The organism is Conexibacter sp. CPCC 206217, assembly GCF_030646165.1.
Taxonomy (GTDB): Bacteria; Actinomycetota; Thermoleophilia; order Solirubrobacterales; family Solirubrobacteraceae; genus Conexibacter.
Window position 1 is genome coordinate 1 of the sequence record NZ_JAUTDO010000016.1, and the last position, 18,481, is coordinate 18,481.

Below are 18,481 nucleotides of genomic sequence, written 5' to 3' on the forward strand. Positions count from 1 at the left end.
TCGAGAAGAAGCTCAGCAACGACCAGATGCTGCAGATCGCCGGCTCGCTCACCCGCCTCGGCAGATAGCGTCAGGCGGCTTGCGGCAGCGCCGCCGCGCGCGCTCGGATCGGACCTGTCCGGCGGCCTAGTAGGCTTCGCGACCGCATGAGCCAGGAACAGCAGCGCGAACCGATCGCCGTGATCGGCACCGGCTACGTAGGACTCGTGACCGCCGCCGGCTTCGCCGAGCTCGGCAACGAGGTCTGGTGCGTCGACATCGACGCCGCCAAGATCGACCGCCTCGAGCGCGGTGAGATCCCGATCTACGAGCCCGGACTCGCCGAGTCGATCGCCGCCAACAGACACCTTCTGCACTTTTCGACGGACCTCGCACCGGCGTTGGAGCACGCCCGGCTGCTGTTCGTCGCGGTCGGCACGCCGCCGACCTATTCGGGGGACGCCGACCTGTCCGCGGTGCACGCGGTCGTCGACGCGATGCCGGCGTCGGACCGTCACGCGCTCGTGATGAAGTCGACCGTCCCGGTCGGCACCGGCGAGTCGATCAAGCGCGCCTTCGCCGCCCGCGGCAAGGACGGCTTCCGCTACGTCTCCTGCCCCGAGTTCCTCAAGGAGGGCTCGGCGCTGGCGGACTTCCGCAACCCGGACCGGGTCGTCGTCGGCGACGAGGGCGACTGGGCGGGCGACGCGGTCGTCGACCTCTACGCGCCGCTGCAGGCGCCGCTGGTGCGCACCGACGTGCGCAGCGCGGAGATGGTCAAGCTCGCCTCCAACGCCTTCCTCGCGACGAAGATCTCGTTCATCAACGAGATCGCCAACGTCTGCGAGGAGACCGGCGCCGACGTCGAGGAGGTCGCGCGCGGCATGGGCCTCGACGACCGCATCGGGCAGAAGTTCCTGCGCCCGGGGATCGGCTTCGGCGGCTCCTGCTTCCCGAAGGACGTCAGCGCGCTGAAGCTGCTGGCCGGCAACTCCGGCTACCACTTCCAGCTCCTCAACGCGGTGATCGAGGTCAACGAGCTGCAGAAGCGGCGCGTGATCAGAAAGCTGCAGAAGCACCTCGGCACGCTCGTCGGCAAGCGCATCACGCTGCTCGGCCTCGCCTTCAAGGCGAACACCGACGACATGCGCGAGGCCTCGTCGCTGGTGCTCGCGTCGCGCCTGCAGGGCGAGGGCGCGGTCGTCGCGGCCTACGACCCGCTTGCAGCGGAGGAGGCCAGCAAGCTGATGCCGCGCGTCGAGTTCGCCGACTCCGCGATCGGCGCGCTGGAGGGCGCCGACGCGGCCGTGCTGGTGACCGAATGGCCCGAGTTCCGCGAGCTCGACTGGACCGTCGCCGGGCAGCAGATGGCCGGCAGACTCGTGATCGACGGACGCAACCACCTCGATCCGGACGTCGTGCGCGGCGCCGGCTTCGACTACGAAGGCGTCGGGCGGAGCGGCTCGTGAACGTCGCCTCGCCACGACGCCAGAGGAGAGTGTGCGGATGCAGGCGCTGATCCTGGCCGGTGGCGAGGGAACGCGGCTGCGGCCGCTGACCGCGACGGTCCCGAAGCCGGTCGTCCCGTTGGTCGACCGTCCCTTCATCGCGTTCATGCTGGAGTGGCTGAAGCGCCACGGCGTCGACGACGCCGTCATCTCGTGCGGCTTCCTCGCCTCCGGCGTGCGCAACGTGCTCGGCGACGGCAGCGCCTACGGCGTGCGCCTGCGCTACGTCGAGGAGCCGAGACCGCTCGGCACCGGCGGCGCGATCAAGTTCGCCGAGTCGCTGCTGGAGGAGCGCGTGCTCGTGCTCAACGGCGACGTGCTGACCGACATAGACCTGACCGAGCAGATCGCGCAGCACGAGCGCACCGGCGCGAAGCTGACGCTCGCGCTGATCGGCGTCGACGACCCGTCGGCGTACGGCCTCGTGAGACTGAACGGCGACAACAGCGTGCGCGCCTTCCTGGAGAAGCCGAGCCCGGACCAGATCGACACGAACCTCGTCAACGCCGGCGCCTACGTGCTGGAGCGCTCGGTGCTCGACGGGATCCCCGCCGGGCGCAACGTCTCGATCGAGCGCGAGGTCTTCCCGACGCTCGTCGACAACGGCCTCTACGGCTACGAGTCGAGCGGCTACTGGCTCGACATCGGCACGCCGGAGCGCTACCTGCAGGCGACGCACGACATCCTCGACGGCGCCGTCAAGACGTCGGTGCCGGACGGCTACGACGGCCGCAGCGTCGCGCTCGGCAGCGGCACGACGGTCGAGGGCCGGCTGGTCGGGCCCGCGCACGTCGGCGACGGCGTGACGATCGCCAGAGGCGCGCTCGTCAGCGGTCGAACCGTGCTGGGCCGCAACGTCTCGATCGGTGCGGGCGCGCACGTCGACGGGGCGGTCGTGCTCGACGGCGCGGTCGTCGGCGCCAACACCAGCATCACGCACGCGATCGTCGGGCCGGGCGTTCAGCTCGGCGCCAGCTGTCGCGTCGGCAAGGGCGTCGTGCTCGGCGAAGGCGTCGTGCTCGGTGCCGAGAACCACCTGGAGGCGGGCGCCCGCCTGTTCCCGAACGTGTCCCTTCCCGACGGAGCGATCAAGTTTTGAGCCAACTCACGCGTGAGGCCGTCGAGGCCGTTGACGCCAGCAAGCAGATCGACGACCTGCTCGGGCTTCCCGAGCACCTGCGCGACGCGCTCTGGCGCGTCGAGTCGGCGAGACTGCAGGAGCACGACGCGCCCGGCGGCTTCATCGTCGCCGGCATGGGCGGTTCGGCGATCGGCGGCGCGCTCGCCGCGGCCGTCCTCGGCGACCGCGCCTCGCGCCCGATCGCCGTCGCGCGCGACTACGGCCTGCCGGCCTGGACGACGCACGAGTCGACCGTCCTGTGCGCCAGCTACTCCGGCAACACGGAGGAGACGCTCGCGGCCTACGAGGCGGCCGGCGTGATCGGCGCGCAGCGGATCGTCGCGACGACCGGCGGCAAGCTCGCCGCCGCCGCGCGCGCCGACGACGTGCCGGTGATCCCGCTGCCGGGGATGTTCCAGCCGCGCGTCGCGGTCGGCTACATGCTCGTGATCGCGCTCGAGGTCGCCGCGCTGTGCGGTGCCGCCGAGTCGCTGCACTCCGAGATCGACGTCGCCGCCGCGCATCTGGAGACGCTCGTGAAGGAGTGGGGTCCCGACGGCGCGGAGGACTCGCTCGCGAAGGAGATCGCCCGCGGCGTGCAGGGCACGATCACGCAGATCGCGGGCGCCGGCCTGACGGCGCCGATCGCCTACCGCTGGAAGACGCAGCTGAACGAGAACGCGAAGGTTCCCGCGTTCGCGTCGGAGCTGCCCGAGCTGAACCACAACGAGCTCGTCGGCTGGCAGGGCGCGGCCGAGCTGGGCCGCTTCAGCGCCGTCTTCCTCGACGACTCCGACCTGCACCCGCGCGTGCGCCAGCGGATCGAGCTGACGCGCGGCCTGATCAGCAACAACGCCGCGGCCTCGTACCGCGTCGAGGGACGCGGCGAGACGCGCGTCGAGCGACTCGTCTCGCTCGTCCTGCTGGGCGACCTCGTCTCGCTCTACACGGCCGTGCTGAGCGGCATCGACCCGACGCCGGTCGAGGCGATCGAGCGGCTCAAAGTCGTGCTCGCGGGCGGCTGAACTCGCCGCCGTGGCAGCGTGCCGCGCCGGCGGCACGCTGCCGCCTCACCAAAACCTTGACACGCCTCTGGTAAGGTTGGCGCCGCCGATGACGACGGACGCCCTCACGATCCACGAGTCCGCGGAGACGACCGGCTGGTCGCCCCGCATGCTGCGCTACATCGAGCGCAGCGGCCTCGTCGTCCCGGCGCGCTCCGCGTCCGGCTACCGCCTCTACGGCGCCGCCGAGCTGCAGCGCCTGCGCACGCTGCGCGAGCTGCTGCAGCGCTTCGAGCTGGGACTGTCCGACGTCGTCTTCGCGCTGCGCCTCGGCCACGACGCCGAGCTGCGCGGCGCGGTCGAGGAATGGCTCGAAGCAGAGCCCGCCAAGCCCGAGCACGTCGCCGCGAGCGACTGGCTCGACTGGGAGCAGGACAAGCATCAGAAGCTGCTCGCGGCCGCCGTCAGCGCGCCGCCCACCATCGCCACTGAACACACCGGAGGAAGCACGGGATGACCGCCACGTCCACTCAGCACGATTTCAAGGTCGCCGATCTCTCGCTCGCCGCGTTCGGGCGCAAGGAGATCCAGCTGGCCGAGCACGAGATGCCCGGCCTGATGTCGATCCGCGAGGAGTTCGCCGCCGCGCAGCCGCTCAAGGGCGCGCGCATCATGGGCTCCCTGCACATGACGATCCAGACCGCCGTGCTGATCGAGACGCTGACCGCGCTCGGCGCCGAGGTCCGCTGGGTCTCCTGCAACATCTTCAGCACGCAGGACCACGCTGCTGCCGCCGTCGCCGTCGGTCCTGACGGCACGCCCGAGGATCCGAAGGGCATCCCCGTCTTCGCCTGGAAGGGCGAGACGCTGGAGGAGTACTGGTGGTGCACGGAGCAGGCGCTGACGTGGCCCGGCGCCGACGGGCCCAACATGATCCTCGACGACGGCGGCGACGCCACGATGCTCGTGCACAAGGGCACCGAGTTCGAGGCCGCCGGCGCCGTGCCGGACCCCTCGACGGCCGAGTCGGAGGAGTTCACGGTCTTCCTGACGCTGCTGCAGCGCACGCTCGGCGAGGATCCGCAGAAGTGGACCAAGATCGGCCAGGGCATCAGAGGCGTCACCGAGGAGACGACCACCGGCGTCCACCGTCTCTACGAGATGACCGAGGCCGGCACGCTGCTGTTCCCGGCGATCAACGTCAACGACTCCGTCACGAAGTCGAAGTTCGACAACCTCTACGGCTGCCGCCACTCGCTGATCGACGGCATCAACCGCGCGACCGACGTGATGATCGGCGGCAAGGTCGCCGTCGTCTGCGGCTTCGGCGACGTCGGCAAGGGCTGCGCCGAGTCCCTCCGTGGCCAGGGCGCGCGCGTCATCGTCACCGAGATCGATCCGATCTGCGCGCTGCAGGCCGCGATGCAGGGCTACGAGGTCGCGACGCTCGCCGACGTGATCGGCACCGCCGACATCTTCATCACGACGACGGGCAACAAGGACATCGTCACCGTCGACGACATGGCGAAGATGAAGCACCAGGCGATCGTCGGCAACATCGGCCACTTCGACAACGAGATCGACATCGCCGGCCTGACGAAGTTCGACGGCATCGTGCGCGAGACCGTCAAGCCGCAGGTCGACGAGTGGCGCTTCCCGGACGGCCACACGATCATCATGCTGTCCGAGGGCCGCCTGCTGAACCTCGGCAACGCGACCGGTCACCCGTCGTTCGTGATGAGCAACTCGTTCACGAATCAGACGATCGCCCAGATCGAGCTGTTCACGAAGCCGGGCGACTACGAGAGAAAGGTCTACGTGCTCCCGAAGCACCTCGACGAGAAGGTCGCCCGCCTGCACCTCGACGCGCTCGGCGTGAGACTGACGAAGCTCTCCGACGAGCAGGCCGCCTACATCGGCGTCCCGGTCGACGGCCCGTACAAGCCCGACCACTACCGCTACTAGTTCGATCGCGTGAGCGAACCGCCTCGCGGCGCCAGTCACGACGTGCCGAACCTCGTGGGACTCCGTCCCTGTCGGCTCGGCCCGCCGCACCTGGCATCCACGATCCGGTCCGCTCACACGACCGTACCCGCGTCATGACCAGAGCGCCGCCGCACCATGATGTCGCCGACCTCGGGCTCGCCGAGGTCGGTCAGGGGCGGGTCGAGTACGCCGACGCGCGGATGCCCGTGCTGCGCTCGATCCGCCAACGGTTCGCGCGCGAGCGGCCGCTGGACGGCGTGCGAATCGCCGTCTGCCACCACGTCACGGCCGAGACGGCAAACCTCGTGCGCACGCTCAGTGCGGGCGGGGCGGACGTCGCGCTGTGCGCCTCCAACCCGCTCTCGACGCAGGACGACGTCGCCGCCGCGCTCGTCGACCGCGCCGGCGTCGCCGTGCACGCCTTCCAGGGCGAGGACATGGCGACCTACTACGACCACATCGAGCGGGTCGTCGACACCGAGCCGCACGTCACGATGGACGACGGCGCCGACGTCATCTCCGTCCTGCACAGCCGCCGCACCGAGCTGCTGCCGGCGCTGCTCGGCGGCACCGAGGAGACCACCAGCGGCGTCCTGCGCCTGCGCGCGCTGGAGGCCGAGGGCAAGCTCGGCTTCCCCGTCGTCGCCGTCGGCGCCGCGCAGACGAAGCGCTTCTTCGACGACCGCTACGGCACAGGCCAGTCGACGCTCGACGGCATCCTGCGCGCCACCAACACGCTGCTCGCCGGCCGCGTCGCGGTCGTCTTCGGCTACGGCTGGACCGGCCGCGGGATCGCGCTGCGCGCCCGCGGCGCCGGCAGCCAGGTCGTCGTCTGCGAGGTCGATCCGCTGCGCGCGCTGGAGGCGAAGCTCGACGGCTTCGAGGTGATGCCGGCACTGGCCGCGGCGGCGAAGGGCGACATCTTCATCACCGCCACCGGCGGCCGCGACGTAGTGCGGCGCGAGCACTACGAGCTGATGCGCGACGGCGCGCTGCTGTGCAACGCCGGCCACTTCGACGTCGAGCTGAACCTCGCCGACCTGCGCGCGGTCGCGCCCGAGCGGCGGACCGTGCGCGAGCACGTCGAGCAGCACGTCGCGCCCGACGGCCGCCGCCTCCACCTGCTGGCGCAGGGCCGCGTCGTCAACCTCGCCGCCGCCGAGGGCCACCCCGCCGCGGTGATGGACGTCGCGTTCGCCAACCAGGCGCTCGTCGCTGAGTACATCGTGCGCCACGCGCAGGAGCTGAGACCACGCGTCTACGACGTCCCGCGCGAGCTCGACCACGAGATCTCGCGCCTCGCGCTGGCATCGCTCGGCGTCGAGATCGACACGCTCACCGACGCCCAGCAGAGCTACCTGACCTCCTGGGAACTCGGCACCTAGAGACCGTCGCGCGACGCCTCGGCGGGCGGGGCCGGTCGGTGAGGAGCCAGCACGCCGCCGCCCAGTCGTACACAATCCGATGCGTGCGCATCTCCGCGAAGACCGACTACGCCGTCCGCGCCGCCGTCGAGCTGGCCGCGGTAACCGACGAGCACCCGCTCAAGAGCGAGAAGATCGCCAACGCACAGGGGATACCGCTGCGCTTCCTCGAGAACATCCTCGTGCAGATGCGCCAGGGCGGCATCGTCATCTCCAGACGCGGCGCCGAGGGCGGCTATCGGCTCGCCGAGCCGGCCGACAGAATCACCGTCGCCGACGTGATCCGCGCGATCGACGGCCCGCTCGCCGCGGTCGCCGGCGAGCGCCCCGAGAAGCTCACCTTCGACGGCTCCGCGGAGCCGCTGCGCGACGTCTGGGTCGCCGTGCGCGCGAGCCTGCGCGACGTGCTGGAGCACGTCACGCTCGCCGACCTCGCGGCCGGCGCGCTGCCGGACGCGGTCAGATCGCGCACCGCCGACCCGGACGCCTGGCTGACACGCTAGCCTCACGCCTCGATGAAAGCCATGGTCCTCGCCGCGGGGCTCGGTACGCGCCTCCGCCCACTCACGTACGAGCTCCCCAAGCCGATGGTGCCGGTCCTGGACCGACCCGTCATGGCGCACATCGTCGACCTGCTCAGACGCCACGGCATCGAGGAGATCGTCGCCAACCTGCACTACTTCCCGGACACGATCCGCCACTACTTCGGCGACGAGATCGCCTACCGCGAAGAGCCTGCGCTGCTCGGCACCGCCGGCGGCGTCCGCAACTGCGCCGACTTCCTCGCCGACGACACCTTCCTGATCATCTCCGGCGACGCGCTGACCGACATCGACCTGTCGAAGTTCGTCGCGCGCCACAAGCAGGCTGGCGGCGTCGCGACGATAGCCGTCAAGCGCGTCTCCGACACGCGCGAGTTCGGCGTCGTGCTGCACGACGCCGACGGCCGCATCACGGGCTTCCAGGAGAAGCCGGCGCCGGAGGAGGCGCTGTCGGACCTCGGCAACTGCGGCATCTACCTGTTCGAGCCGCGCATCTTCGACTACTTCCCCGACGCGCCCTTCGTCGACTGGGCGAACGACATCTTCCCGGCGCTGCTGGCGCAGGACGTGCCGTTCCACATCCACGAGATCGACGAGTACTGGAACGACGTCGGCTCGCTGTCGGAGCTGAAGGACGGCACCTTCGACGCGATGCGCGGCAAGCTGCACATCGAGGTCGAGGGCGAGCCGATCGCGGAGGACGTGATCGCTGGCGAGGGCACGACGCTGGACGGCGCGACGCTCGTCGAGCCGCCCGTCTGGATCGGTCGCGACGTGCGGATCGGCAACGACGTGCGCCTGCAGGGCCCGCTCGTGATCGGCGACGGCGCCACGATCGGCGACGGCGCGGCGTTGAAGGACTCGGTCGTGCTGCCCGGCACCGAGGTCGCGGCCGGCGGGATCCTGATCGGCGCGATCGCCGGCAGCACCGGCATCGTCGACCGCATGCGCCCGCGCACCTGAGGCACGGGCTGAGCCGGCGCGCTCGGCTGCGCGCCGGCCCTACGGGCTGACCGGCGGCGGCTGCTGCGCGGTGCGCGCTGCCGCCGTCTCGCCGGCGGCAGCCGCGAGCGCCGCCGCTTCCGCTTCGGCCTCCGCGCGGTCCTCGAGGCGCTCGGCGCGCTGCAGTCTCTTCTCCGACTCGTTCAGCATCCGCACGAACAGGAACGCGATCGCGATCCCCATCACGACCGCCTGCTCGACGGCCATGATCGCGCCCGCCAGCGCCTGGTCGCTCTCGGGCGTGAGGCCCCAGTACTCGGGGCGGCTCTCGTAGTACGGGTAGATCGCCTCGGGCGCGAACGTCAGCAGGATCCCGAGGAAGCCGACCGTGACCTTCGTGCTGAGCATGTAGACGATCGGCGTCATGCCGTCGCGACGCAGGCGCGTCGAGACCGGCGACAGCAGGTGCCACCAGTAGAGGAAGCCGGCGGCCGAGAAGGTCAGGTGCTCGATCACGTGGATGCCGCTGTTCTCGGCGGCGGCGTCATACAGCGACGGGACGTGCCAGACCCACATCGCGCCGGTGTAGAAGAAGACCGCGAACAGCGGCGCGGCGAGGAAGCCGGCGCGCTTCTCGACCTCGTGGATCCGCCGCGTCGCGGGGCGCAGCAGCACCTTCGTGAAGCCGAGGATGATCAGGATCGGCGCGACGTCGAGCAGCAGCACGTGCTGGACCATGTGCATCGCGAAGATCTGCTCGCCGAGGATGTCGACCGGCGAACAGAGCGCGATCACGAGCGTCAGGATGCCGGCGAGGAACGCGACCAGCCGCCAGCCGCTCGGCGGGTGCGGCTCCGTCGGCGTGCGCGACTCGCGCCAGCGCCAGACGTAGACCGCCGTGTACAGCACGAGTGCGATGACGACGCCTGGCGCGAAGCTCCACGAAGAGTCAGGAGACATGCGCGACGATTGTCGCAGTCGGGGGGTTGAGACGGCACAGCGGGGTGGGGGAGGGTTCGCGGATGAACGTTGCGGACCTCCTGCTGCGCGCCCGCGACGAGCTGCTCGCCGCGCTCGTCCCGCCCGCTTGCGCCGCCTGCCGGACCGCGCTCACCGCCGCGCACGCGGTCCTCTGCGCTGACTGCCGGGCGGCGCTGCCATGGCTGCGCGGGCCTCGCTGCGTGCGCTGCGGGCTGCCGCTGCCGTGCGGCGAGCCGTGCCCCGCGCACGCGGCCGCCTTCGCTGCCGCGTGGGCGCCGCTGGCGTACGACGGGCCGGCGCGCGAGCTGGTCGCGGCGCTGAAGTTCGGCGGCGCGCTGCCGCTGGCGCAGCTGATGGCGGCGCAGATCGCCGCCGGCGCGCCGCCCGCGCTGCTGCGCGACGTCGCGCTCGTGCCGGTCCCGCTGCACCCGGCGCGACGGCGCAGCCGCGGCTTCGACCAGGCCGCCCGGATCGCCGCCGCGCTCGCCCGGCGGCGCGACCTGCCGCTCGCGCCGTGCCTGCGCCGCGACGGTCCCGCGACGCGGCAGCTCGGTGCCTCGCGCGCGACCCGCCTGCGCTCCGGCCGCCTGGCGATCCGCGTCGCGGGCGCGCCGCCGCGGCGGGCGCTGCTCGTCGACGACGTCCACACGACCGGCGCGACCTTCGACGCCTGCGCCCGCGCGCTGCGAGCCGCCGGCTGCGAGCACGTCGCCGCGGTCGCCTATGCGCGGGCGCTGCGGGGTTGAGCCGAAACCTCCGCGGCTGGCGCGCCGACGGTCATCGCTCGTACGTTCGCCCAGCGTTTGCAGATCCGGGGTGCGGGGGGATTACCATGGACGAGGTACACCAGCGCCCACCCAGCAAAGGGGTTGCCATGCGCATCGAGGTCAAGGGACGCCACACGTCCGTCACCCAGGCCCAGCAAGAGCAGATCGAGCGGCGCTTCCGCAAGATCGCCCGCCAGGTGTCGGAGCTCGCGCAGCTCGAGGTCGAGCTCGTCGAGGAGCACAACCCCTCCATCGCCGAGCCGCAGATCGCCGAGGCCACCCTCTACCTCAAGGGCGTGACGCTGCGCGCCCGCGCCACCGCGACCGACATGAGCCACGCGATCAACTGCTGCGAGGAGCAGATGTTCAAACAAGTCAAGCGGCACCGCGACAAGCGCCGCAAGCGCCGCGAGACGCGCGCTGCGCAGGCTGCCGTCTACGGCGCTCAGGCACAGGCGTAGGGACGGGCTCCGCCGGCGCTGCGACGACTGGTCGCGGCGCCCGCGGGATCTTCGGATTCCTGAAGGTTCGCCTGTCACATCGGGGTTGCATCCAGGCCCTTCGCCGATGCTACGCTAGGCCCCATGTCGTTGATTGATCGCGCACTTCGCATGGGCGAAGCAAAGAAGTTCAAGGGCTACGAGCAGCGGGTCGCGAAGATCAACGCGCTGGAGCCCGAGTACGAGGCGATGTCCGACGCGGAACTGCGCGAGGCCGCCGACGAACTGCGCGAGCGCGCACGCGGAGAGAAGCCCGAGCCGCTCGAGGACCTGCTCTACGACTGCTTCGCGATGGTGCGCGAAGCCGGTCGTCGCACGATGGGCATGCGGCACTTCGATGTGCAGATGATCGGCGGCATGGTCCTGCACGACGGCAACATCGCCGAGATGCGCACCGGCGAGGGCAAGACGCTGACGGGCACGCTCCCGGCGATCCTCAACTCGCTCGCCGGCAAGGGCGTCCACATCGTCACGGTCAACGACTACCTCGCGCGCCGTGACTGCGAGTGGATGTCGCCGATCTACGACGCGCTCGGCGTCACGTACGGCGTGCTGCAGAACATGCAGCCGACCGAGGAGAAGCGCGCCGCCTACGCGGCCGACCTCACGTACGGCACCAACTCGGAGTTCGGCTTCGACTACCTGCGCGACAACATGGCCGGCTCGCTGGAGGACAAGGTCCAGCACGGCGGCCGCGACCTCGGCGAGGTGCGCACCCCGAAGGACCGGCTCGACCGCCGCTCCGCCGCGCACACGTTCGCGATCGTCGACGAGGTCGACAACATCCTGATCGACGAGGCGCGCACGCCGCTGATCATCTCCGGCGCCCCCGAGGAGGCCGGCGAGCTGTATGCCCGCTTCGCGAGGCTCGCTCCGAAGCTCACCCCGGGCAGAAGACCGGAGGGGATGGACCCGCGCACGAAGAAGGAGTTCGTCGCGGACTTCGACTACGAGTTCGACGAGAAGCACAGAACGGTCGCGATCACCGAGCGCGGCGTCGAGAAGGCCGAGCGCTTCCTCGGCATCGACCACCTCTACCGCGCCGAGAACGGCCATCTCGTCAACCACCTGATCCAGTCGCTGCGCGCGCAGGCGCTCTACAGACGCGACGTCGACTACGCCGTGATCGACGGCGAGGTCGCGATCATCGACGAGTTCACCGGGCGCATCCTCGAGGGCCGCCGCTGGTCTGAGGGCCTGCACCAGGCGATCGAGGCGAAGGAGGGCGTCAGCGTCACCGAAGAGAACCAGACGATGGCGACGGTGACGTACCAGAACTACTTCCGCCTCTACGACAAGCTCTCGGGCATGACCGGCACCGGCATCACCGAGGCGACCGAGTTCATGAAGATCTACAGACTCGGCGTCGTGCAGGTCCCTACGAATCGCCCGATGATACGTAAGGACCAGAACGACCAGGTCTTCAAGACCAAAGAGGGCAAGTGGCAGGCCGTCGTCGACGAGATCGTCGAGCGCAACAGAAGAGGCCAGCCGATCCTCGTCGGGACGATCTCGGTCGAGGTCTCCGAGGACCTCGGCGCGCGCTTGGCGCGCCACGGCGTCCCGCACATAGTCCTGAACGCGAAGCCCGAGCACGCCGAGAAGGAAGGCGAGACGGTCGCCGAGGCGGGCCGCTCCGGCGCCGTCACGATCGCGACCAACATGGCCGGCCGCGGCGTCGACATCAAGCTCGGCGGCAACGCCGAGCACCTCGCCGCGCGCGAGCTGGTCAAGCTCGGCCTGCAGCCCGGCGACCCCGACTACGACGAGCACTACGCGAAGGTGCTGCCGGAGATCGAGCGGCGCGTCGAGGAGGACCGCGAGAGAGTCGTCGCAGCCGGCGGCCTCTACATCATCGGCACCGAGCGTCACGAGTCGCGCCGCATCGACAACCAGCTGCGCGGTCGCTCCGGCCGCCAGGGCGACCCGGGCGAGACGCGCTTCTACCTGTCCGCCGAGGACGACCTCGTGCGCCTGTTCGCCGGCGAGCGGATCTACAAGATCCTCGACCGCTTCGGCACGACCGACGACGAGGGCAAGGAAGAGCCGATCGAGGCCGGCCTGCTGTCGAAGCAGATCGAGAAGGCGCAGAAGAAGGTCGAGGAGCAGAACTTCCTCATCCGCAAGCGCGTGCTCGACTACGACGACGTCATGAACGAGCAGCGCCGGATCGTCTACGCCTACCGTGACGAGGTGCTCGAGGGCCGCGACATGGGCGGCGAGGCGCGCGACCAGATCGCGCAGATGCTCGAGCGCACCGTCGACGAGGCGACGCCCGGCGACTACATCGAGGACTGGGACGTCGATGGCCTGTTCGCGAGAGTCGCGGAGATATTCCCGCTCAGCTTCACGCAGGACGACATCGATCCGAACACGATCGAGCGCAGCGAGCTGCAGCGCGTCTTCAGCGAGGATGCGCTCAGACGCTACGACGAGCGCGAAGCGGAGCTCGGCGAAGAGCTGATGCGCGTGCTGGAGCGCTACCTGCTGCTGCAGATCATCGATCAGCGCTGGCAGGAGCACCTCTACGACATGGACTACCTGCGCGAGGGCATCCACCTGCGCGGGTTCGCGCAGATCGAGCCGCTCGTCGCGTACAAGAACGAGGGCTTCACGCTCTTCCAGGACCTGATGAACACGATCTGGGCCGACTTCGCCCGGATGGTCTTCAACGTCGAGGTGCAGATCGACGGCGGCGAGCAGGAGCAGGCGCCGCCGCAGGAGGTCATCCCGCAGGCGCCGACGAGCAACAGCTCGTGGACGACCGGCGGCTTCACCTACTCCGGCTCGGCCAGCTCGACGATGGCGCCCTACTCGGCGATGACGACCGACCCCGACGCCGCCGCGCTTGCCGCCGGCAGCAACGATCAGCCGGTCGTCGACGAGGACGCCGCTCCGCGCGTCGAGCAGCGCAGGGTCGACGCGATCGACCAGATCGGCCGCAACGATCCCTGCTGGTGCGGCTCGGGCAAGAAGTTCAAGCGGTGCCACGGCGCCGCCTGAGCGGCCCGTAGCCCGCCCCGCGCAGCGCGCGTCATCCCCTCTCGGCTAGCCTGAGGGGGGATGTCCACCACACCTCCCACATCCTCGGAGTCGACACCGCAGCGCCTGCGGGCGATCCGCGACCAGCTGGCGCTGCTGGCCGACTACGTCGATCCGAACGCGCTCGAGGCGCAGGTCGCCGAGCTGGAGCAGGTGATGGGCGAGCCGGGCTTCTGGGACAGCCAGGACAAGGCCGCCAAGACGAGCGCCGAGCACGCCCGCGCCAGCCGCAAGCTCGAGTCCTACCGCACGCTCCTCAGCGACGTCGAGGACCTCGAGCCGCTCGCCGAGATGGCGCAGGAGGACCGCGAGCTGGCGGGTGAGCTGGCAGAGGCGATCGCCTCCGTCGAGCGACGGCTGGAGCAGCTCGAGGAAGAGCGCCTCTTCTCCGGCAGATACGACTCCGGCGACGCGCTCGTGACCGTCAACGGCGGCGCGGGCGGGACCGACGCGCAGGACTGGGCCGAGATGGTCCTGCGGATGGAGATGCGCTGGGCCGAGAAGCGCGGTTTCGACGTCGAGCTGCTGGAGGTGAGCCCCGGCGAGGAGGCCGGCATCAAGTCCGCCACCTTCCTCGTCAGAGGCGAGAACGCCTACGGGCTCTACGGTGCCGAGAAGGGCGTCCACCGGCTCGTTCGGCTCAGCCCGTTCGACTCCGCCAACCGCCGCCAGACGTCGTTCGCCGGCCTCGAGGTCGCGCCCGTCGTCGAGGACGCCGCCGAGGTCGAGATCGACGACGACGACCTGCAGGTCGACACCTACCGCGCCTCCGGCGCCGGCGGCCAGCACGTCAACAAGACCGACTCCGCGGTGCGCATCACGCACCGTCCGAGCGGCATCGTCGTGCAGTGTCAGAACGAGCGCTCGCAGTCGTCCAACCGCGCGACCGCGATGGCGATGCTGCGCTCCAAGCTGGTCGAACTGGAGGAGCGCAGACGCCAGGAGGAGATCGCGCGCGAGAAGGGCGAGGCGCAGGACGTCAACTTCGGCTCGCAGATCCGCTCCTACGTGCTGCACCCGTATTCGATGGTCAAGGACCACCGCACCGACTACGAGGTCGGCGACACCGGCCGCGTCCTCGACGGCGACCTCGACGGCTTCGTGCGCGCCTACCTGCTGAAGGCTGCGGCGAGATAGCCGGATGGCGCGCGGCGGCTCGCGACGGCGAGAGACCCCGACGAGCCGCGCGGCGGCTCGCGGCGGCGCGCCAGTCGGATGAGCCGCGACGCCGCGCCCGACGGGCGCCAGCCGACCGCGCCGTACCTCGACGCGCTCGTCGCCTACGGCTTCCGCGGCGTCACGCGCTTCCACGTCCCGGGCCACAAGGGCGGTCCCGGCGCTGATCCCGGCCTGCTGCACGCGATCGGCGAGAGCGCGCTGCAGCTCGACGTGCCGCAGGACACCGAGGGAGTCGACATCGGCCCGTCGCCGACGCCGTACGAGCTGGCGGAGCAGCTCGCCGCGGACGCCTACGGCGCGCAGCGCACCTGGTTCCTCACCAACGGCGCGACGCAGGGCAACCACGTCCTCTGCCTCGTGCTCGCGCCGCTCGGCACGCCGGTCGTGCTGCAGCGCAACGCGCACGCCTCGATGGTCGACGGGCTGGTCCTGTCCGGCGGGTTGCCGACGTTCGTCTCGCCGACGCTCGACGCGGGCCTCGGGCTCGCGCACGGCGTCGCGCCGGAGGCGGTCGAGGCGGCGCTCGCGCGCACGCCCGGCGCCGCGGCCGTGTTCGTCGTCTCGCCGACCTACTACGGGATCGCCGCGGATGTCAGCGCGCTCGCCGCGGTCGCGCACGCGGCCGGCGCCGCGCTCGTCGTCGACCAGTCGTGGGGCCCGCACTTCGGCTTTCATCCGAGCGTGCCGCAGTCGGCGCTGACGCTCGGCGCCGACGCCGTGCTGACCTCGACGCACAAGATCGTCGGCTCGCTGACGCAGTCGGCGATGCTGCACGTCGCGCACGACAGCCGCGTCGATCCGGCCAGAATCGCCCGCGTCGTGCGGCTGCTGCGCTCGACCAGCCCCAGCTCGCTGCTGTTGGCCTCGCTCGACAGCGCGCGCCGCCAACTCGCGGTCCACGGCGAGGCGCTGCTGTCGCAGACGCTCGCCGCGGCGCAGCGCACGCGCGAGGCGATCGACCGCGTCGAGGGCTGCGCGGTCGTCGGGGAGGAGATGGTCGGCGCTCCCGGCGCCGCCGCATGGGACCCGCTGCGGATCGTGATCGACGTGCGCGGCACCGGCTGCACCGGCTACGAGGTGTCAGCCGCGCTGAAGGCCGCCTACGACATCCACGTCGAGCTGGCGACGCAGGCGACGCTCGTGCTGATCCTCGGCGTCGCGCAGCCCGTCGACGCGCTGGAGCGCTTCGCGCACGACTTCGCCGAGACGATCGCGCGGGTCGCCCGGCCGGGCGCGCGCGATGCGATCGTGATGCCGTCGGCGGCGCTGGAGAACGAGCTGGCGTGCGCGCCGCGCGAGGCGTTCCTCGGCGTCGCGGAGGTCGTCGGCGTCGACGACGCCGTCGGACGGATCTCGTGCGAGTCGATCGCCGGCTACCCTCCAGGCATCCCAGCCCTGCTGCCCGGCGAGCGTGTGACCGCCGAGCTGGTCGCCTACCTGCGCCAGCTCGTCGCGGCAGGAGCGCGCCTGCACGGTGCCAGCGACCCGGCCTTCGAGACGATCAATGTCCTCCGCACCCACTCCGCCGCTGCCCGCTGACCGCAAGGACCGCGAGCGCCGCGCCCCGCAGCTCGACCCCGCCCAGCTCGACGACCTCGTCGCGCGCGCGCTCGCCGAGGACGTCGGCGACGGCGACGCGACCGCCGCGGTCACCGTCCCCGCCGACGCGCGCGCGATCGCGCGGATCCGCCAGAAGGCGCCCGGCGTCGTCTACGGCGTCTCGCTCGCGGAGCGCGCGTTTCGCGCGCTCGATCCGGATGCGCGGATCGAGCGGCGCGTGGAGGAGGGCGTCTGGCGCGAGGACGGTCCCGTGCTGGAGGTCGAGGGCAACGCCCGCGCGCTGCTGACGGCCGAGCGCACGGCGCTCAACTTCCTCGGGCCGCTGTCGGGCGTCGCGACGCTGACGGCGCGCTGCGTGCAGGCGCTGGAGGGGACCGGCGCGCGCGTGCTGGACACGCGCAAGACGACGCCGGGGATGCGGATGGTCGAGAAGGCGGCGGTCCACGCCGGCGGCGGGGTCAACCACCGCATCGGCCTGTACGACGAGATCCTGATCAAGGAGAACCACGCGGCCGCGGCCGGCGGGGTGGGGGAGGCGGTGCGACGGGCGCGCGCGGCGCGGCCCGACCTGCCGATCGAGGTCGAGGTCACCGACCTCGCCGAGCTGGACGAGGCGCTCGCGGCCGGCGCGGCGCGGATCATGCTCGACAACATGGACCTTTCGACGATGCGGGAGGCTGTGCAGCGCACGGCCGGACGCGCGTCGCTGGAGGCCAGCGGAGGAGTCACGCTGGGCGCGTTGAGGGAAATCGGCGAGACCGGCGTAGACTTCATCTCAGTTGGGGCGTTGACGCACTCGGCCCCAGCGCTCGATCTCTCCCTCCTCTTGGAGTCAACATGAGCCTCCCCGTCCTCCCAAGTGCGCATAGCGGTCCCCCCATGTCGCAGGCCCCGCTGATGCTCGAGAACATCCCTGCGTTGCAGGCGGAAGTGCGCGCGCTCGCGCAGGAGCGCGGCGCCGTCATCCTCGCCCACAACTACCAGCTGCCCGAGATCCAGGACGTCGCCGACTACGTCGGCGACTCGCTCGGGCTGTCACAGTGGGCCGCCAGAACCGAATCGGACACGATCGTCTTCTGCGGCGTCCACTTCATGGCCGAGACGGCCTCGATCCTCTCGCCCGAGAAGACCGTGCTGATCCCCGACGCCGACGCCGGCTGCTCGCTGGCGGACTCGATCACCGCGGACCAGTTGCGCGCCTGGAAGGCGAAGCATCCGGGCGCGATCGTCGTGATGTACGTCAACACGACGGCCGAGGTGAAGGCCGAGACGGACTACTGCGTGACGTCGTCCAACGCCGTCAGAGTCGTCGAGCACATCCTCCGCGAGCACGGTCCGGACACCGAGATCCTGTTCGGCCCGGACATGTTCCTGGGCGCCTACGTCGAGAAGCGGATCGGCCGCTCGATGCATGTCTGGGACGGCGAATGCCACGTCCACGCCGGCATCCGCCCCGACGACATCACCGCCGTGCGCGCCGCGCATCCCGGCGCCGACTTCCTGATCCATCCCGAGTGCGGCTGCTCGACGAGCGTGATGGAGTACGTCGCCGCCGGCGACGTCGACGCCGAGGGCGTGCACATGCTCTCGACCGGCGGCATGCTGACCTACGCCCAACAGCACCAGGGCTCGGACGCGCCGGTGATCGTCGCGACCGAGACCGGCATGCTCTACCCGTTGCGCGAGGCCGCGCCCGACGTCGAGTTCATCGCCGCCAACGAGCGCGCCAGCTGCAAGTACATGAAGATGATCACGCTGCCGAAGCTGCGTGAGTCGCTGCGCGAGTTGCGCACCGAGGTGAAGGTCCCCGAGTCGATCGCGGAGCGCGCCCGCGTCCCGATCGAGCGGATGGTCGCGATCAACGCGTAGGAGCGGTTGCGGCGCGCGCCGATCCGCTGCATGGCGGGTCGGCTGCGCGTCGCGCGCGCGTCTTTCCCCGCACTTTCG

16 protein-coding genes are annotated in these 18,481 nt (G+C 70.9%); 15 read left to right on the forward strand and 1 reads right to left on the reverse strand.

All coding sequences use genetic code 11. The annotated features are described in order from the left end of the window. The first annotated feature begins 146 nt into the window (after positions 1-146). The 8 genes from Q7L65_RS26465 to Q7L65_RS26500 all read left to right on the forward strand — a co-directional run bounded on the left by Q7L65_RS26465 (position 147) and on the right by Q7L65_RS26500 (position 8,526). The gene (locus Q7L65_RS26465) at positions 147-1,448 is read left to right on the forward strand and encodes a UDP-glucose/GDP-mannose dehydrogenase family protein (protein ID WP_304726319.1); all 1,302 of its coding nucleotides are present in this window, start codon (positions 147-149) and stop codon (positions 1,446-1,448) included. Positions 1,449-1,485: 37 nt separating this feature from the next. Then, positions 1,486-2,586 (forward strand): NDP-sugar synthase, encoded by a 1,101-nt coding sequence (locus Q7L65_RS26470; RefSeq protein ID WP_304726321.1) that lies wholly within the window; start codon positions 1,486-1,488, stop codon positions 2,584-2,586. After that, positions 2,583-3,632 (forward strand): bifunctional phosphoglucose/phosphomannose isomerase, encoded by a 1,050-nt coding sequence (locus Q7L65_RS26475; protein WP_304726323.1) that lies wholly within the window; start codon positions 2,583-2,585, stop codon positions 3,630-3,632. Before Q7L65_RS26470 ends, Q7L65_RS26475 begins: the two co-directional genes overlap by 4 nt. A gap of 88 nt (positions 3,633-3,720) precedes the next feature. Then, the gene (locus Q7L65_RS26480; protein ID WP_304726324.1) at positions 3,721-4,128 is read left to right on the forward strand and encodes a MerR family transcriptional regulator; all 408 of its coding nucleotides are present in this window, start codon (positions 3,721-3,723) and stop codon (positions 4,126-4,128) included. Further along, positions 4,125-5,576, forward strand: coding sequence for an adenosylhomocysteinase (ahcY, locus tag Q7L65_RS26485; protein ID WP_304726326.1), 1,452 nt, complete (start codon positions 4,125-4,127; stop codon positions 5,574-5,576). The genes Q7L65_RS26480 and ahcY overlap by 4 nt, the downstream gene beginning before the upstream one ends. A 134-nt stretch (positions 5,577-5,710) precedes the next feature. Next, on the forward strand, positions 5,711-6,982 hold the full coding sequence (locus Q7L65_RS26490) for an adenosylhomocysteinase (protein ID WP_304726328.1): 1,272 nt from the start codon (positions 5,711-5,713) through the stop codon (positions 6,980-6,982). A gap of 83 nt (positions 6,983-7,065) precedes the next feature. After that, positions 7,066-7,524, forward strand: coding sequence for an Rrf2 family transcriptional regulator (locus tag Q7L65_RS26495; RefSeq protein ID WP_304726329.1), 459 nt, complete (start codon positions 7,066-7,068; stop codon positions 7,522-7,524). Between the two features lie 12 nt (positions 7,525-7,536). Next, positions 7,537-8,526 (forward strand): NDP-sugar synthase, encoded by a 990-nt coding sequence (locus tag Q7L65_RS26500; RefSeq protein ID WP_304726330.1) that lies wholly within the window; start codon positions 7,537-7,539, stop codon positions 8,524-8,526. Positions 8,527-8,565: 39 nt separating this feature from the next. Here the strand turns inward: Q7L65_RS26500 and Q7L65_RS26505 are convergent, their stop codons facing one another. Beyond that, complete coding sequence (locus Q7L65_RS26505; RefSeq protein ID WP_304726331.1) at positions 8,566-9,465, reverse strand: cytochrome c oxidase assembly protein; 900 nt, start codon at positions 9,463-9,465, stop codon at positions 8,566-8,568. Positions 9,466-9,527: 62 nt separating this feature from the next. Here Q7L65_RS26505 and Q7L65_RS26510 point away from each other — a divergent pair, with 62 nt between their 5' ends. The 7 genes from Q7L65_RS26510 to nadA all read left to right on the forward strand — a co-directional run bounded on the left by Q7L65_RS26510 (position 9,528) and on the right by nadA (position 18,403). Next, positions 9,528-10,232, forward strand: coding sequence for a ComF family protein (locus Q7L65_RS26510; protein ID WP_304726333.1), 705 nt, complete (start codon positions 9,528-9,530; stop codon positions 10,230-10,232). Between the two features lie 128 nt (positions 10,233-10,360). Further along, the gene (gene hpf / locus Q7L65_RS26515) at positions 10,361-10,714 is read left to right on the forward strand and encodes a ribosome hibernation-promoting factor, HPF/YfiA family (RefSeq protein WP_304726334.1); all 354 of its coding nucleotides are present in this window, start codon (positions 10,361-10,363) and stop codon (positions 10,712-10,714) included. 123 nt (positions 10,715-10,837) lie between these two features. Beyond that, the gene (gene secA, locus Q7L65_RS26520; protein WP_304726336.1) at positions 10,838-13,756 is read left to right on the forward strand and encodes a preprotein translocase subunit SecA; all 2,919 of its coding nucleotides are present in this window, start codon (positions 10,838-10,840) and stop codon (positions 13,754-13,756) included. Between the two features lie 60 nt (positions 13,757-13,816). Further along, positions 13,817-14,932, forward strand: coding sequence for a peptide chain release factor 2 (gene prfB / locus Q7L65_RS26525; protein WP_304726338.1), 1,116 nt, complete (start codon positions 13,817-13,819; stop codon positions 14,930-14,932). A gap of 78 nt (positions 14,933-15,010) precedes the next feature. Further along, positions 15,011-16,513: an aminotransferase class I/II-fold pyridoxal phosphate-dependent enzyme gene (locus tag Q7L65_RS26530; RefSeq protein ID WP_304726339.1), complete on the forward strand. Its 1,503-nt coding sequence runs from the start codon at positions 15,011-15,013 to the stop codon at positions 16,511-16,513. Next, complete coding sequence (gene nadC, locus Q7L65_RS26535; protein WP_304726342.1) at positions 16,479-17,375, forward strand: carboxylating nicotinate-nucleotide diphosphorylase; 897 nt, start codon at positions 16,479-16,481, stop codon at positions 17,373-17,375. The genes Q7L65_RS26530 and nadC overlap by 35 nt, the downstream gene beginning before the upstream one ends. A gap of 38 nt (positions 17,376-17,413) precedes the next feature. Further along, on the forward strand, positions 17,414-18,403 hold the full coding sequence (gene nadA / locus Q7L65_RS26540) for a quinolinate synthase NadA (protein ID WP_304726343.1): 990 nt from the start codon (positions 17,414-17,416) through the stop codon (positions 18,401-18,403). The last annotated feature ends 78 nt before the right edge of the window (positions 18,404-18,481 follow it).

What these genes read in the sequence shown, in the direction of transcription:
- Q7L65_RS26480 (WP_304726324.1), top strand. Translation starts at nt 3,721, where the DNA reads ATGACGACGGACGCCCTCACGATCCACGAGTCCGCGGAGACGACCGGC.
- nadA (WP_304726343.1), top strand. Translation starts at nt 17,414, where the DNA reads ATGTCGCAGGCCCCGCTGATGCTCGAGAACATCCCTGCGTTGCAGGCG.
- Q7L65_RS26510 (WP_304726333.1), top strand. Translation starts at nt 9,528, where the DNA reads ATGAACGTTGCGGACCTCCTGCTGCGCGCCCGCGACGAGCTGCTCGCC.
- Q7L65_RS26530 (WP_304726339.1), top strand. Translation starts at nt 15,011, where the DNA reads ATGAGCCGCGACGCCGCGCCCGACGGGCGCCAGCCGACCGCGCCGTAC.
- nadC (WP_304726342.1), top strand. Translation starts at nt 16,479, where the DNA reads ATGTCCTCCGCACCCACTCCGCCGCTGCCCGCTGACCGCAAGGACCGC.
- hpf (WP_304726334.1), top strand. Translation starts at nt 10,361, where the DNA reads ATGCGCATCGAGGTCAAGGGACGCCACACGTCCGTCACCCAGGCCCAG.
- Q7L65_RS26500 (WP_304726330.1), top strand. Translation starts at nt 7,537, where the DNA reads ATGAAAGCCATGGTCCTCGCCGCGGGGCTCGGTACGCGCCTCCGCCCA.
- Q7L65_RS26470 (WP_304726321.1), top strand. Translation starts at nt 1,486, where the DNA reads ATGCAGGCGCTGATCCTGGCCGGTGGCGAGGGAACGCGGCTGCGGCCG.
- ahcY (WP_304726326.1), top strand. Translation starts at nt 4,125, where the DNA reads ATGACCGCCACGTCCACTCAGCACGATTTCAAGGTCGCCGATCTCTCG.
- prfB (WP_304726338.1), top strand. Translation starts at nt 13,817, where the DNA reads ATGTCCACCACACCTCCCACATCCTCGGAGTCGACACCGCAGCGCCTG.
- Q7L65_RS26465 (WP_304726319.1), top strand. Translation starts at nt 147, where the DNA reads ATGAGCCAGGAACAGCAGCGCGAACCGATCGCCGTGATCGGCACCGGC.
- Q7L65_RS26505 (WP_304726331.1), bottom strand. Translation starts at nt 9,465, where the DNA reads ATGTCTCCTGACTCTTCGTGGAGCTTCGCGCCAGGCGTCGTCATCGCA.
- secA (WP_304726336.1), top strand. Translation starts at nt 10,838, where the DNA reads ATGTCGTTGATTGATCGCGCACTTCGCATGGGCGAAGCAAAGAAGTTC.
- Q7L65_RS26490 (WP_304726328.1), top strand. Translation starts at nt 5,711, where the DNA reads ATGACCAGAGCGCCGCCGCACCATGATGTCGCCGACCTCGGGCTCGCC.